Annotated in this window: 14 protein-coding genes; 9 read left to right on the forward strand and 5 right to left on the reverse strand. The window is 45.3% G+C overall.

Annotated elements, in window-relative coordinates; all coding sequences use genetic code 11:
* The first annotated feature begins 3 nt into the window (after positions 1 to 3).
* The 6 genes from F4V45_RS07820 (at position 4) to F4V45_RS07840 (ending at position 6637) form a co-directional block, all read left to right on the forward strand.
* Positions 4 to 1464, forward strand: coding sequence for a VWA domain-containing protein (locus F4V45_RS07820; protein ID WP_150337780.1), 1461 nt, complete (start codon positions 4 to 6; stop codon positions 1462 to 1464).
* Between the two features lie 113 nt (positions 1465 to 1577).
* Complete coding sequence (locus F4V45_RS07825; RefSeq protein ID WP_150337781.1) at positions 1578 to 2537, forward strand: hypothetical protein; 960 nt, start codon at positions 1578 to 1580, stop codon at positions 2535 to 2537.
* 50 nt (positions 2538 to 2587) lie between these two features.
* Positions 2588 to 2908, forward strand: coding sequence for a hypothetical protein (locus F4V45_RS07830; RefSeq protein ID WP_210670649.1), 321 nt, complete (start codon positions 2588 to 2590; stop codon positions 2906 to 2908).
* Between the two features lie 131 nt (positions 2909 to 3039).
* Positions 3040 to 3168 carry a hypothetical protein gene (locus F4V45_RS09975; protein ID WP_281292483.1) on the forward strand — a complete coding sequence of 43 codons (129 nt, stop codon included), beginning with the start codon at positions 3040 to 3042 and terminating at the stop codon, positions 3166 to 3168.
* Between the two features lie 80 nt (positions 3169 to 3248).
* Entirely contained in the window at positions 3249 to 5450 is a 2202-nt protein-coding gene (locus F4V45_RS07835; protein WP_150337782.1) for an AAA family ATPase, read from the forward strand.
* Positions 5451 to 5947: 497 nt separating this feature from the next.
* Positions 5948 to 6637: an SIR2 family NAD-dependent protein deacylase gene (locus F4V45_RS07840; RefSeq protein ID WP_150337911.1), complete on the forward strand. Its 690-nt coding sequence runs from the start codon at positions 5948 to 5950 to the stop codon at positions 6635 to 6637.
* 74 nt (positions 6638 to 6711) lie between these two features.
* Here F4V45_RS07840 and F4V45_RS07845 read toward each other — a convergent pair whose 3' ends face one another.
* The 5 genes from F4V45_RS07845 to F4V45_RS07860 are packed head-to-tail and all read right to left on the reverse strand — an operon-like array spanning position 6712 to position 11544.
* On the reverse strand, positions 6712 to 8133 hold the full coding sequence (locus F4V45_RS07845) for a radical SAM protein (RefSeq protein WP_150337783.1): 1422 nt from the start codon (positions 8131 to 8133) through the stop codon (positions 6712 to 6714).
* Complete coding sequence (locus F4V45_RS07850) at positions 8067 to 9164, reverse strand: glycosyltransferase family 8 protein (protein ID WP_150337784.1); 1098 nt, start codon at positions 9162 to 9164, stop codon at positions 8067 to 8069. Before F4V45_RS07850 ends, F4V45_RS07845 begins: the two co-directional genes overlap by 67 nt.
* A gap of 5 nt (positions 9165 to 9169) precedes the next feature.
* Positions 9170 to 9307, reverse strand: a complete 138-nt coding sequence (locus tag F4V45_RS09505) for a hypothetical protein (protein ID WP_170235212.1) — start codon at positions 9305 to 9307, stop codon at positions 9170 to 9172.
* 55 nt (positions 9308 to 9362) lie between these two features.
* Positions 9363 to 10244 carry a homoserine O-succinyltransferase gene (locus F4V45_RS07855; RefSeq protein ID WP_150337785.1) on the reverse strand — a complete coding sequence of 294 codons (882 nt, stop codon included), beginning with the start codon at positions 10242 to 10244 and terminating at the stop codon, positions 9363 to 9365.
* A 25-nt stretch (positions 10245 to 10269) separates the two neighbouring features.
* Positions 10270 to 11544: an O-acetylhomoserine aminocarboxypropyltransferase/cysteine synthase family protein gene (locus F4V45_RS07860; RefSeq protein ID WP_150337786.1), complete on the reverse strand. Its 1275-nt coding sequence runs from the start codon at positions 11542 to 11544 to the stop codon at positions 10270 to 10272.
* A gap of 298 nt (positions 11545 to 11842) precedes the next feature.
* Here F4V45_RS07860 and hslV point away from each other — a divergent pair, with 298 nt between their 5' ends.
* Genes hslV through era form a run of 3 tightly spaced genes read left to right on the forward strand, consistent with a single transcriptional unit; the run spans position 11843 to position 14731 of the window.
* Positions 11843 to 12394, forward strand: a complete 552-nt coding sequence (hslV, locus tag F4V45_RS07865) for an ATP-dependent protease subunit HslV (protein WP_150337787.1) — start codon at positions 11843 to 11845, stop codon at positions 12392 to 12394.
* Positions 12395 to 12413: 19 nt separating this feature from the next.
* On the forward strand, positions 12414 to 13724 hold the full coding sequence (gene hslU, locus F4V45_RS07870; protein ID WP_150337912.1) for an ATP-dependent protease ATPase subunit HslU: 1311 nt from the start codon (positions 12414 to 12416) through the stop codon (positions 13722 to 13724).
* Positions 13721 to 14731, forward strand: a complete 1011-nt coding sequence (era, locus tag F4V45_RS07875; protein WP_150337788.1) for a GTPase Era — start codon at positions 13721 to 13723, stop codon at positions 14729 to 14731. Before hslU ends, era begins: the two co-directional genes overlap by 4 nt.
* Positions 14732 to 14745 lie beyond the last annotated feature (14 nt).

Below are 14745 nucleotides of genomic sequence, written 5' to 3' on the forward strand. Positions count from 1 at the left end.
GCTATGCAGAGCACACCACAAGACATAGAACACAACCCACGCTACACAGCATTGCTACAAAATGAAGTGGTGCGAGCGTATTTGGACAAAATCCACGCTAGCTATCTAGCGCTCCAAGATAAGCTAGCTTCTAGCCACCCCTTTTGGCAAGAAGAGTTAGCGCACTATAGGCGAGCACTCACGCCCACTATCAATCACCAAACCTTACAAGATGATAGGCAAAGCTTTTTGAGCTATAACCCAGATCATCAAAGCGAGCTAGACTCCCTTGTCTCTAATCATCAAGCAAGCCTAGATTCTAACAGGGAGCATATTTTGCAGTATTGGGAAAAAGTCCTAGAATCTAAAAAATCAATGTGGCTAGAGCCTAGGAGAAAACAAGCAGAAAGAGAGTATATCCAAGGTCTTATAGGAGCTTTAGAATCTATACTTGAGCTACAAGAGACGCTAGGGGATTTGGAGCTAGAGTCATCTATTTTAATGCAAGAGATGTTGGAGGGAATGAAGTTTGATATAAGTATAAATGTGCGCGGCGTGGGCGATGAGACGGAAGATGGGACAGGAGAAGAGCAAGAGCGGGATAGTCGGCAGGGCTTATATGGCAGTGGGCTAGGGCAAAAAGGCTATATTGACATTGCAAAAATTAAGCAGTATTTGAAAACTTTACAAAGCAGTAAGCACTTGCGCACAATCGCAGATCTACTAGGCAGGGGCAGGCAAGATGGAGGTGTGCTGGGCGCAAGCACTATGGGGGATTCTAGTGTAAAGCCATCGAGTAAATATAAAGAAGAAATGTGTGGGGTAACTTTAGGGCGTGATTTGGCAAATCTCTTGCCCCAAGAGCTAGCAATGCTAAATGACCCAGACTTAGAGCTACTCTTTGATCTCAAATATATTCAAAACCGCCTTTTCTGCTTTGAGAAGCAGGGCTTTGATACGCCCAAAGAGCAACAGCAAGAGAAAACTAAAGGTGCTATGATAATCTGCGTGGATACCAGCTCTAGTATGCAAGGCACTCCAGAGTATATAGCAAAGGCTTTGACACTCTATCTTGCTACAAAGGCAGATATGCAAAGCCGCGCTTGCTATCTTATCAACTTTTCTAGCACCATAGAGACTATTGAGCTAAGTGGCAAAGATGGCAGGGCGAAGCTTCTAGGCTTTTTGACGATGAGCTGTAATGGTGGCACTGATGTAGAGCCAGCATTAACAGAAGGGCTTAAAAAAATGCAAGAAGATGATTTTGTGCAATCAGATTTGATTGTCATTACAGATGGTTGGTTTGGGGCGATTTCAAGCGACTTAGAGAAGCAAGCACAAGAGCAAAGGCACAATGGCAATAGATTCTATCTATTAGACATAGATGGCACTTATGGCACGCATACATCTTTTGATACACATTGGGTATATGATAGCCACACAGATAGTCTGCATACTCGGCACTCTCACCCTAGCATTAGCTAGATTTACTTAAGTCTTTTATATCTTGGATTTAGCCTTGACACAACGCTGTCAAAGCCCTTTGCTATAACTTCACTTGCCTTATTTTCACACATCATCACACACAAAGGGGAGCTATGACTTTAAGCACACATTACACAAAAGACGCTTTAGAATCCATCTTTGCCACCGCGCAAAAGGCTGAGTTTATGGGGATTATCTCTGCATATAGAGAGCATAAAATCATCAATGGAAAAACACAGCCCCTAAGCGAGCAGGAGAACTACTATCGGCATAAATTTTTGGGGCTAATGCTCAATGAAAGGGACATTGATTGCGCGAGCTTTTGCGCGCTATCACGCAAGCAAGATTTAAGCAGCACTTCAGCGCAAGGGCAAAAAGTGGATTCTAGGGCTGGGGTGGATTCTAGGGTGGATTCTGGGGCTGGGCAAAAAGTGGATTCTGGGGTGGATTCTGGGGCAGGGTCAAAAGTGGATTCTAGGGGTGAAAATCAAGCAGGGAGTGCGGAAGTGGATTCTAGCCCAAGCCCTAGCAGCAGCCCACGCACAGGCTCAAAATATGAGTGGTATTTCTATCTTGTGTGGAGTGAAAACGCAAGCGATGGCATTGAGATTGGCAAGCTTGGCAGGGCGTGTGGCAATGCCTATTATCTCTCAAGCGGCGGAGTAATGCACGGCTTCGCCCCGCATAAACGCGGCATAAGGCTTAAGCCCTACATCGGCAAGGGGCGTATAAGCCCGCAAAGGGTGATCAATATGTTTCATCGGTGGTTTTTAGAGACAGATGGCACAGAGCTTAGTGGAATCCACTTTTATCAAACTATGCAAAATAGCTCATTGCGGCGGCAGGCGCGCGGAAGCCTCGCGCGATCTTATAATATTTCTCATTTGTATTACGCCCTCCCACGCTTTGACAAGCAAAATCCACGCTTAGATGCAGAGGCATATCTGCGATCGGATTCTATGATTACAGAGAGTATAGAAAACAAAACTTTATCGCCCTTTATGCTTGAATATATCTTTGAAGAAAGGGGGCTTATGTTTGTGGATAAAAGCAGCTCTCAATTTTTGTCATAACACTATTAAAAGCTTTTGCTATACCTTGACTTGCAAACATAAAGGAAAAAATGGCAGATAAAAATAAGGCGAAAGATTTTCATCTCAAGCACAAAGATTTTATCAGTAAATATAATGAATATCTTAGCCAAGAAACGCATCATTTTGATATGGCTACAAAGCAGTGGATAAAAAGCACAGAGTTCTACAAAAGTAAGGCGATTGAATGCTTGAAAAAAGCTGATATACAATGCGATGATACACTCATAGCGGAGATTGAAAGCTCATTATATTCTCCTTTCACAAGCTGGGAGTATGTGTATGAAGAAATTGATGAGTATATAGAGATTCTAAAAGCACAGAAGACACAGAAACAAACGCCGCAAGTGTGATACAGCAAATAATCATTATAATTTAGCAAAGCCAGATTCAAAACTCTGCGAGTTTTGCTTAACGACTAGAATCCTAGCGATAGTTCTTTTATACAAATAGATTGCCACGCGGTGCTATAGCAAGTCTCGCAATGATAGCACAACACTCCACAAGTGAAAAAGTGGATTCTAGCAACGCTCAAGTCTCTGGCAAGACAGAAAAACCGCCGCTATTTTTTCTCAATCTCTCCACATTTTTTCATCTTTTTCACTCACTTTGACACAACGCTGTCAAAGCCGTGCGCTATAACTTCACTCATCAAAGCGATACTTCACTTTGCAATACACACAAGGAGTGATTATGGTAGCACAAGCAAAAAGAGACAATAAAGTCCTAAGCAAATATAAAGCAAGAAAACAAAGGGCGTTGAAGAAGATAGAAGGCGCACTTATAGATCCTAGCAAAGAAGCCTTGCAAAAGCTCTTGCCCTTTAAGCCCATAGCCAACGACAAAGACTATGAGAAAAAGTTTTTTGTCGCATATCTTATGGAGCTTTTCCCACATCTTATGGATCTTGATAGCTGCTTTAGGCTTTTTAGGAAGCATTTTAGTGTAAGTTTAACTGACTTTGATGATGAGGCTATGGTCGCAGAGTTTATCACGCCCTATCTTTTAGAGCATTTTCACGCGCTAAGACCCAAGCCCTTTGTGCGTAAAAATCTAGCCCTTTTGCAAGAGTATTTTGGGCTAAGTGAGCTAGAAGTGCAGATTATCTACGCGTTTTATATTTATAGCAAGGTAAGTAGCTATTGCAACTGCCTTAGTGATGATAAGCTTGACTACTACGAAATTTGCTCGCTTATAGGCGAAGTCTTGCAAGTGTCGCACACAAAAGTAGCAAAACTCCTTATGGCAGATATGCCACTTAGGCAGCTTGGCTTGCTTGATACAGGGTATGCAGATGGCAGATTAGAGCTTGAGAGCTTCGCCCAAAGCCTAATGCAAGAGCCACTAAGTAGGAGTGAGTTTGTAGGCAGTGTGGCTAGGGCTATGCCAGCAAGCACGCTAGAGTGCCACGACTTTAGCTATATGCAAAAGGACTTAGATATGCTGCTAGATTATTGTAAAAATGCGAAAAATCCTAGCATTTTCCTCTATGGCAAGCCCGGCGTGGGTAAAAATGAAATCGCTGCCCTGCTTGCAAAAGAGCTAGGCAGAGAGCTATGGGAGATCCATAATCTCAAAAATGGCAAGGTAGAAGATAAGCGATATGAGCAGTTTGTGCGCGCACAAGCTATGCTAGATAAAGATAGGGCGATAATCTTGCTTGATGAGTGTGAAGATATATTTCCTACTTTGTATGCGCTGTTTTTTGAAAATAAACCCAGCAAAAACACGCTCAATAAAATGCTAGAATCTGTGAAAATCCCCAGCATTTTCCTAAGCAATAGCGCGGATATTGACCCAGCGTTTTTGCGGAGATTTGACATCGTGCTAGAAATCCACGCCCCGCCAAAAGAGAAAAAGCAAGCAATGATAGAAAAAGCTCTAAAGTCTCAAAAGATACAGCTAGATTCTATGATTATTAGCCAAATTAGTGAGTCTAGCCTCTCTCAAGGCGTGCTTTTGCAAGCGTGCAAAGTGGCCAAAACTCTAGCTAAAACCTCCAAGCAAAGTGCAAAAGAGCGGCAAAAAAGCATTAGAGAAAGCCTTATCCAAGTGCTAAATGAGCATTTAAAACTACAAGGGCAGCCCACAATCGCCACCAAAGCCCCCCAAGCTCTGCCCTATGATATGAGTCTAATTAACGCAAGTGTGGATATGAAAGCTTTGTGCGAAAGGATTAAAAATGTATGCGGGGCAAAAGATCCTAACAAGCTAGAATCTAACGCGCTAGATTCTAGCGACTCTACACAAGGCGTTAGAATCTTAGCTTATGGTATGGCGGGAAGTGGTAAAAGTGAGTTTGCCAAAGCCCTAGCCAAAGAGCTCAACAAACCCATAATACTAAAAAGAGCGAGCGATTTACTCTCTATGTGGGTAGGAGGGAGTGAGCAAAATATCGCACAAGCTTTTAGCGAAGCAGAGAAAAAGGGAGCGATTTTAGTGCTTGATGAAGTGGATAGCTTTTTGCAAGATAGAAGTGGAGCGCAGCGCAGCTGGGAAGTTAGCCAAGTGAATGAAATGCTGACACAAATGGAGAGCTTTGAAGGCATTTTTATCGCCACGACAAACTTTATGGATACTTTAGATAGAGCAAGTATCAGGCGATTTGATATGAAAGTAGAGTTTAAGCCGCTAGATTGCGCTAGGCTCAAGCAAGCCTTTAGCCTCTATGCCAAGCATTTGGGGATTAGCGATTATGCGGTGTTCCTAGAATCCACTTCTGCTAAAAGAGCTTTGGAGAAGCTAGAGAATATCTGCTTTGGAGATTTCGCGCTTATCGCTAGGGGGGCAGCCTTTGCGCCGCTAGAGAGTGCGCAGGAGCTACTAGAAAAGCTACAAGAAGAAGCGCGGCTTAAGGGCTTAAGTGCTGGCAGCAGCAAGCGCGTGGGATTCTAGGGGGAGTGGCTATGGATAAGCACAAGCTAAGTGAGATTCTACAAGCCCTGCCAGATGGCTTTAGCTTTAAAGCAGTGCTTGAAGAAGCGATTAAAGAGAAAGAAAAGAAGTGTAAAGTGGCATTTGAAGAGTCAAGCGAGCAGACCCAAGCGCAAATCCTGCAAGCCAATCAAGGCTACCTAGAATCCAAAGAGCAAGAGCTGTGGGAGGATATATGGAACACAGAAGTGTGGGATATGGGCAAGACCACACATAGCTACAATTTTCGATCTAAAGAGTGGGAAGATAACACCTACTTTATTGATGTTATTAAAGAGCAGCTAGAATCTAAAGGGATCATTATCGATGATGAGAAGCTTATAGAGATCATTGATTTGTTTAGCGATGAGTTGTGGGGGTGGTGGAGATGGGAGTGTCGGGAATATGCTTTTGATGACCTACTAGCCTATTGTGTCAAACACATAAAGGAGCAAAAATTGAAAGATTCTAAACGAGTGATGATCTTTAGCGGCGCAGGACTTAGTGCAGAGAGTGGGCTAAGGACATTCCGTGATAATGATGGCTTGTGGGAAGAGTTTGACATTATGGAAGTGTGTAGTGCTAGGGGCTTTGCTAAGGATAGGCAAAAGGTGCTAGACTTCTATGATCAAAGGCGGATACAATTAGGGCAAGTCGCCCCAAATGCCGCGCATAAGATGATAACAAAGCTTAAAGAGAAGTATCCGCAAGAAGTAGTAGTCATCACGCAAAATGTCGATGACTTGCTAGAGCGCGCTTCGTGTGAAGATGTGCTGCATTTGCACGGATTCTTGCCTGAAGTGCGCTGCGAGGCGTGCGGAGAGACCACCAATATCGGCTATGTGGCTATGCCAAGCTCTATGTGTGGGGTGTGCGGAGCGCAAAGCCTGCGCCATAATATTGTGATGTTTAGCGAGTATGCGCCAAACTACGCCCTGCTAGATAGCGAGCTAGAACGACTAAAAGCAGCGGAGAAGAGCTTGTTTGTCTGTATCGGCACAAGTGGTGAAGTGCTAAATGCCGCGCAATTTACTCTCTACGCTAAGCAAAGCATACTAAACAACCTAGAATCTAGCCACCTTGATCGCTACTTTGATGTGCGCTTCATCGAGCCAGCTGGCACGGCTGCGCCAAAGATCAAAGATCTTGTAGAAGGCTTTTTGCGCTAGGTGTTTGCGCTAGATTCTAGGTTTGCTCGCAGATCGCTCCCCCTTTTGCTTGCAATGGCAATGCGGGCTAGATTCTAGGGCGTGAGCTTTAGTGTGGTGCTAGTTTGCACAGCTATGGGGATTGATTCTTTAGGGGCTGCCATATCGTGGCAGTAATCACACGCTTTGAAAAACTCTTTGGCATAGAAGTTTAAGATCTCATATTTATCACAAGTAGAATCTAAGGAGATAAAATCTCCAGAGAACTCTTCTAAACCCTTTAGGCGGGAGAGAGAGCTAGCAATAGGGCAGATAAAGATCTCCCCCACGCTACTTTGTGCGCTAGCTTTGCTAAAAGCGACTGCTTGGGCTTTGCTTGGAGGGGCTACTATTGATGATGTCGGGCTAGATTCTAGCTTATCTAGCAAGCTGCGCCCTATCATTTCGTGGCTCATTATAGATACGCAAGGCATTTGACAATGCAGAAAATTATCTACTATGCCTTGTCTATCTCGCCCTCTTTTGTAGATTTTACCCGGGGAAAACCACGCGGCTTTTGCTTCTTGCCACAAAATATGGTGCGGGATTTTATATGCTTGTAGAATTTCTTGGAGCTTGTGTATATGAAGCTTTATGTCTAGGTTTGGCGACTTGGTGTAGTCGCTTATGCTTATAAAGCATTTCGCGCTTGCTTGCAGAGCTTTCAAAAGTGCTGGCTTTGGGAGTATGGTGGCGTTTGTTACAATATCAAAGCTCTTTACTTTCTTGCTAGAATCTAGGATTTTCACCACTGCATCAATGTCTTTGAAAAGCAGTGGCTCACCGCCGATAATGCGGACATTATAGATAGAATCTATCTTTGCAAGCAGTGTCTCAAGTGTCTTAGCTATGCCTTCAAGTGTGCAGGTGTAGGAGCTGGAGCTATCGAAGTATTGCATAAGGTTATTGCAGCTCTCACATCGCAAGGTGCATCGCGTAGTGAGCACTAGCTCAAAGTAGGGCATATCCACTCTGCCTAGCAAAAATCGCGCGAAGATTCTAGCGTGCATAAATGAGCTAAGAGGCATCAGCCCTATGCGTGCTAGCTTTTGCAGTAGTAAAGCAGGTAGGCAGATAAGCCCTGCTAGCTTTGGCGGCTTAGGGAGAGAGTGGGCTAGAATCTTGCTTTGTATAAGTGGCTGGCTGAAACACTCTAGCGTATATAAGGCTTTGCGAAGTATGAGCAAGGGCAGGAGATAGATCGCACATAAAGGCTGCTTTCTTATAGTGGCTTTGTGGTTGATGCCTAGAAAGGCTTGGCGTGATTTATCGATATTGCGATAGATATAGCGCAGACGGAAAGTAGGGTAGCTTAGGAGCTTAAGGCGTGCCTTTAGGCTTTGTGGCGGGATTTGCGCTAGGCTTAGGCTCTCTGCGGGGGGGGGGGGGTAATAGTGTGCATTGTTTCTCCTTAGTGTAGGGTATGTTTTAGGCTTTTTAGTGCGCGCACAAATGGTCGCATAAGTGCGTAAGCGCAAGGCGCATACGCAAGCAAGTAGGCCCGCGCAGTGGTTATGGCGGCGCGTTTATAGTAGGCTAGGGTAAGCTGCATAGCAAATGGGCTTTGCCTAGCTAGAGCCCACCAGAGCTTGTGGTAAGGGTTTTGCGCGAATATTGGTGGCTTACTTGGGTCTGCTTGGAAGTTTTGCTTCTCCCAAGGTTTATATCCTCCTAGTAAATGCACGATAGCAGGAGATACAAGTGCGCTAGCAAACTCTCTAAAATCTATCGCACTAGGATAAGAAGTGATACCATTGCTATCTTTGCGTGGTGGTGCGCTATCAAAGTGTATCCTAGATTCTGCTAGCCATTGGAGATTGAAGCGATATGGCAGAAAGCAAACAGAATCTTTAAAAATAAGGTTTAAGAAATCTTGGTCCGCATATTCCGCATATTCCGCAGTGTGTATAAGGGATAGATTTTTAGTGCGCCACTTGGGGAGATCGATAAGCAAGACACCAGAGTTGAAGTAGTCTTGCGGCTTTATTTTGCGCTCGCGGACGATTTTGATACTATCTCCACTTATCCCACTGCGCACCGCACCTATGGCACACTGCCCTAAATCATAGTAGAAAAGCTCTCGAACATCTTGCAAGATGAGTGTATCGACATCAAGGTAGAGTGCTCGCTTAATCTGCTTTGGTAGCACATCGCCAAGCTTTAAGCGGAAATATGCGCACCAATTTGCTCCTGCCTCGCCCCAAGGATTTAGGGCTTCAAACTCAGCTTGCTTGAGTGCGTGGATATGGATTTGGGTGGGATAGATAGCATTAAGGCTAGATTCTAGTGTGCGCAGGCGCGATAAGGTCGCCTTTGAGAGAGAGTCGGCTAGGAGATGAAAGTGGATAGGGAGAATCTCTGGTGCTTGGCTTTGGCTAGTGGGTTTAGCTTGTGGTGATAATGGCTTGCTCGCTTCTTTTTTTACATTAGATTCTAGGCTCGCGTGTAAAAATGGCGTGATAGAGACAAGATGTGTGAAGCGGTGGATAAGTGGGAGAGAGTTTTCCATAGAGTCTAGCTGCCCCCCCCCCCTAAGAGTTTTGCGCAGTGCGAAGGAGCGATAGAGTAGATAATGCTAGTCATACTGACACTTGCGTATTTAGCGTAGTTATCATCTAGTCCAAAGACTATGCAAAAGCAAGAATCTTTCATTGATGTGCCTTTAACTAAGTGGTGAAATCGTGCGTGAAGCGCGCATTGTAGCAGACTAAAGCAAAAATGGCGTATCTTGATAGACAAGATTTAGCCAATTGCTAAAAATCACACTCGCACTTGATCGCCATTGAAACATAATCTCCCCATTTGGCGCGTAATACCCTGTGGGCTTAGGCGTGCTAAGTCCGCTTGCTTGATCGCGCTTGTATTCTTTATCTAGTGTGTCTTTGGCATATTCTGGGTGTCCTAGGATAAAGACATCTTTGCTATCTTGTAGCATTGTCGCTCCGCTTTGCTCTCCTGCTAGAAGCAGGGCTAGATCTTTTGCGCGCCATAGTGCGCCCTCATCAATGCCACTATGGCGTGAGTGGGGCATAAGCACTTCATCATCAAGCCCAGCGAGTAGGGAAGAGTCGCTACACTTTTTATGCGCAAACACACCAAAGCACTTGCTAGGTAGTGCGCGCTTTTGGATATTGTGGAAGTGATAGAGCCCAGCCATCGCCCCCCAGCATAGATACATCGTGCTTGTTACATTAGCGCGCAAAAAGTCCATAATCTCCCTAAGCTCGCTCCAATACTGCACTTCTTCAAACTCCAAATGCTCTATGGGTGCGCCTGTGATGATCGCGCCATCAAACCGCTTGTGCGCAATCTCGCTAAAGTATTTGTAGAATCTATCTAGGTGAGATTGGGGGGTGTTTTTCCCAATGTAGCTTTGTGTGGCTAGCAGTGTGATGCGCACTTGCAAGGGCGAGTTTGCTAGGAGGGATAGGATTTGGTTTTCTGTCTCAATCTTTGTAGGCATAAGATTGCACAGGAGAATTTCTAGCGGGCGTATATCTTGCGTAGTGGCGCGCTCTGTATCCATCACAAAAATCCGCTCCTGCAAGGTGCTAAATGCGGGGATAGTTTTGGGGATAATGATTGGCATAGAATCTCCTTTGTGCTTTGCTTGCTTACTCCAATGCCTGCGCTAGGTCATTGATTAAGTCCGCGCTAGATTCTAGCCCTACTGATAGGCGAATGCTAGCGGGCGAGATCCCTGCTGATAGTAGCTCGCTTTGGGAGAGCTGGGAGTGTGTGGTAGAAGCTGGGTGGATCACAAGTGATTTAGAGTCGCCAATATTTGCTGTAATAGAAAAGAGCTTTAGCCTATCGCACAATGCCTTAGCCTTGTCATAGCTCTCTAGCTCAAAGCTTAGCAGCCCGCTTGCGTAGCCACTTGTGAAATACTGCTTAAATCTCGCGTAATAGGGGCTAGATTCTAGGGCTGGGTATTCTACTTGCTTGATCTTGGCGTGAGATTCTAGGAATGTAGCGATTTTTAAGGCGTTTTGGCTGTGCTTTTGTATCCTAAGCTCCAAGGTCTCCAAGCCTTGCAGGTGTATCCACGCATTATGCGGAGATAGGCTAGCCCCGATGTTGCGCAGCCACTCTGTGATAAGGCGAATGCCATAGATAGGATAAGGCAGGCTTGCATACACTAAGCCGTGGTAGCTTGGGTCTGGGGTGTTAAAGACGCTGTATCGTGGATTATCCACAAGCACTTCATTAAAGCCTTTGCGCTCGATGATCGCTCCGCCAAGCCCGCTGCCGTGTCCGTTGATATACTTGGTGCAGCTATATACGGCAATGTCTATCCCAAAGTCAAAGGGGCGGAAAATCATCGGTGCTATGGTGTTATCACAGATTGTAGCAAGTCTATGCCGCTTGGCAAGCTCGGTGATAGCGCAAATATCTGGGATAGAGATTTGCGGATTAGATAAAGACTCAAAGAAAATCGCCCTAGTGTTCTCATCAATGAGTGGCTCTAGCGTGCTTAAATCATCGACATCAAAGCAGCGCGCCTCTATCCCAAAGCGTTTAAGCGTATGGACGATGAGCGTCTGCGTGCCGCCATAGATTTTATTAGCATAGATGATATTATCGCCTGCTTGGGCGAGATTGACAAAGGCATAAAATAGCGCGCTAGCCCCACTAGCAGTAACCACGCCAAATCCCCCGCCATCGACTTGGGCTAGGCGATTGGCTAGGACATCGGTGGTGGGGTTGCTTAGGCGTGAGTAGATATTGCCTAGCTCTTCTAGGGCAAAGCGTTTGCCCGCCTGATCGCTTGACTCGAAGTTAAACGCACTGCTTTGGTAGATTGGCACACTTAGCGTGCGCTGGGAATCATACGCATAGCCTGCGTGCAAAGCTAGCGTGCTTGGGTGGTAGGTGGATTCTAGCATTATGGACTCCTTAAATAGATGATATGCCTAGCACTATAAATAAATTTTCTATAAAACACAATATGTGTTTAAATATTTTATAGCTTTGCGTAGGGAATGTTACTTTTATAAACACAATATGTGTTTGTCTATATTTTTAGATTCTAGGCTTTTGGTGCTAGCAGTGGCGCGCTAGAATCTATGGGCTTTTTATGCTACAATCTCGGGCTTTGCTTAAGGGGCTAGATTCTAGCCTACTAGCTTAACTCTGGCTTGCTGGCTTAGGTGAATCTAAAAGAATTAGCTCAAGGATTAGGGAATGTTTGAAGCGACAACCATACTTGCATACAAGGGCGTATATCAAGGTAAGAGCGTGGCGGTTATCGGCGGAGATGGGCAGGTGAGCTTTGGCAACTGCGTGATGAAGGGCAATGCCAAAAAAATCCGCACGCTCTATAATGGGCAGATTCTAAGTGGGTTTGCAGGAAGCACCGCAGATGCCTTTAGCTTGTTTGAGTCGTTTGAGCGGATTTTAGAGGGGAGGAAGGGGGATTTAATGCGATCAGTGCTGGAGTTTGCCAAGCAGTGGCGTAGTGATAAGTATTTGCGCAAGCTTGAAGCGATGATGATCGTGCTAAATACAGAGCATATTTTTATCCTAAGTGGGACAGGCGATGTGCTAGAGCCAGAAGATGGCAAGATCGCCGCCATTGGCAGTGGGGGGAGCTACGCTCTAAGCGCGGCTAGGGCGTTGGATAGGCATTCTAGCATAGCACCAAGGGAGCTTGTGGAGCACTCATTACAAATCGCTGGGGAGCTATGTATCTATACCAATACCAATATCTCAATCTTGGAGCTTGATAATGGATAAGCAGCAAAGTAGAGCAAGTATGAGTCCAGCGGAGATTGTGGAGTTTCTTAATGACTATATCATCGGGCAAGATGATGCCAAGCGTGCCATAGCACTAGCCTTGCGCAATCGCTACCGCAGAATGCAGCTGCCCAAAGAAGTGCAAGAAGAAATCACACCCAAAAATATCTTAATGATAGGCTCCACAGGCGTGGGCAAAACAGAAATCGCACGCCGAATGGCGAGAATTATGGGGCTGCCCTTTATCAAAGTCGAAGCGAGCAAATATACAGAAGTAGGCTTTGTAGGGCGCGATGTGGAGTCGATGATACGCGATCTTGTCAATGCCTCTATCGCGCTTACGCAGCAAGAATCCCAGCAAAAAAGCCAAGCAGCCATAGAAACATATATCACAGATAAAATCTCGCGCCTACTTCTGCCCCCACTGCCAAAGGGCGTGAGCGATGAGAAAAAGAGAGACTATGAGCAAAGCCTAGAGAAAATGCGCCAAAGGGTGCAAAATGGCGAAGTAGATCATTTGCAAATCGATGTAGAGATAGAAAAAAGAGCAGAATCGCTAGATAATGGTATGCCCCCAGATATTGCTAGGGTGCAGGAGTCTATCATCAAAGTCTTGCAGCGCGAAGAAAAGGTCAAAAAGTCCCTAAGTGTCAAGGAAGCCAAGCTAGCCCTACTCCAAGAAGCGCGTGAGAGTGTGCTTGATATGGAGGCGATCCAAGCAGAGGGAGTGCGCAGGGCAGAAGAGAGTGGGGTGGTGTTTATCGATGAGATTGATAAAATCGCCACAAGCACCAAAGACTCTCGCCTAGATCCTAGCAAAGAGGGCGTGCAGCGCGATTTGCTGCCAATTATCGAGGGTAGCACAATTAGCACAAAATACGGCACAATCCGCACTGATTATATACTCTTTGTCGCAGCAGGGGCGTTTCACCTAAGCAAGCCAAGTGATCTTATCCCTGAACTCCAAGGGCGATTCCCTATCCGCGTGGAGCTAGATAATTTAAGCGAAGAGGCGATGTATGCGATCCTTACGCAAACGCGCAATTCTCTCATCACGCAATACCAGCATTTGCTTAGTGTAGATGGCGTGGAGCTGGTGTTTGAGGAAGAAGCCTTGCGTGCGTTAGCGCATTTTGCTTATGTGGCAAATCAAAAGACAGAAGACATTGGTGCTAGGCGGCTGCATACGATTATAGAGCGCGTGCTAGAAGACATAAGCTTTAGCGCGCAGGAGTATGCTGGGGGCAAAGCCACGATTACCAAAGAGCTTGTAGAGCAAAAGCTAGGCGATGTAGTGAGCAATGCCGATATGTCGCGCTATATTCTATGAAAGATTCTTCACAAGCTAGAATCCAAAAAGTGGATTCTAGTGTAGGAGCTACACAGGAGCTAGAATCTAGGGTTACGCGAGCTGGGTTTGTCGGCGTGGTGGGGCGACCTAATGCTGGGAAATCTAGCTTGCTCAATTTGCTAGCAGGCGAGCATTTAGCCCTGATCTCACACAAGGCAAATGCCACGCGCAATACTATGCGCTTTATTATCCCCTACACGACAAGGGATAATACTGCTTGCCAGCTTGTTTTTGTCGATACGCCCGGACTCCATAAACGCGAAAAGCTTTTAAATCAATTTATGCTAGAAGCTGCGCTAAAGACTATGCGAGATTGCGATGTATGCGTGTTTATGGTATCAGCCTTTGATGATACAAAGCAGTATGAAGAGTTTTTAGAGCTATTCTATGAGCAAGACTTGCACCGCAAGCATATTCTCGCTATCAACAAAACTGATATGCTCCCACCTGCAAAGCTACTAGAAGTGCTTGAAAAATATGCAAGGTTTAGCGATAAATTTAGCGCACTCATTCCCATTAGTGTGAAAAAATCACATAATATCAACGAGCTACTAGAGTCCATAGCCAAGCTGCTGCCACACTCTCCTGCGCTTTTTGATGAAGAAGATATAACAACCCACACAATGCGTGAAATCGCTAAGGAAATGGTGCGCCAAAGTATTTTTGAAAATCTAAGCGATGAGATCCCTTATGAGAGCGATGTGCTTGTAACGCAATTCACACGCAAGCCTAAGCGTAGTGGTGGGGAGATTACATACATTAGCGCGAAAATCTATGTCCTAAAGCCCTCACAAAGAAAAATTATCATCGGGCAAAATGGCAGCACGATCAAGCGTATAGGTGCGGCTGCTAGAGTAAGTATCGAGCGGATTTTAGGCGAGCAGGTGTTTTTGGATTTGCAGGTGGTCGTGGATAGAGAGTGGGCAAAAAACGCAAATAATCTTAAGACTTTTGGGTATAATTTGCAGCTACAACAAAGCAAATAAGGCAATGTGAGCGA

Source organism: Helicobacter canis (genome assembly GCF_008693005.1).
Classification (GTDB): Bacteria; Campylobacterota; Campylobacteria; order Campylobacterales; family Helicobacteraceae; genus Helicobacter_B; species Helicobacter_B canis.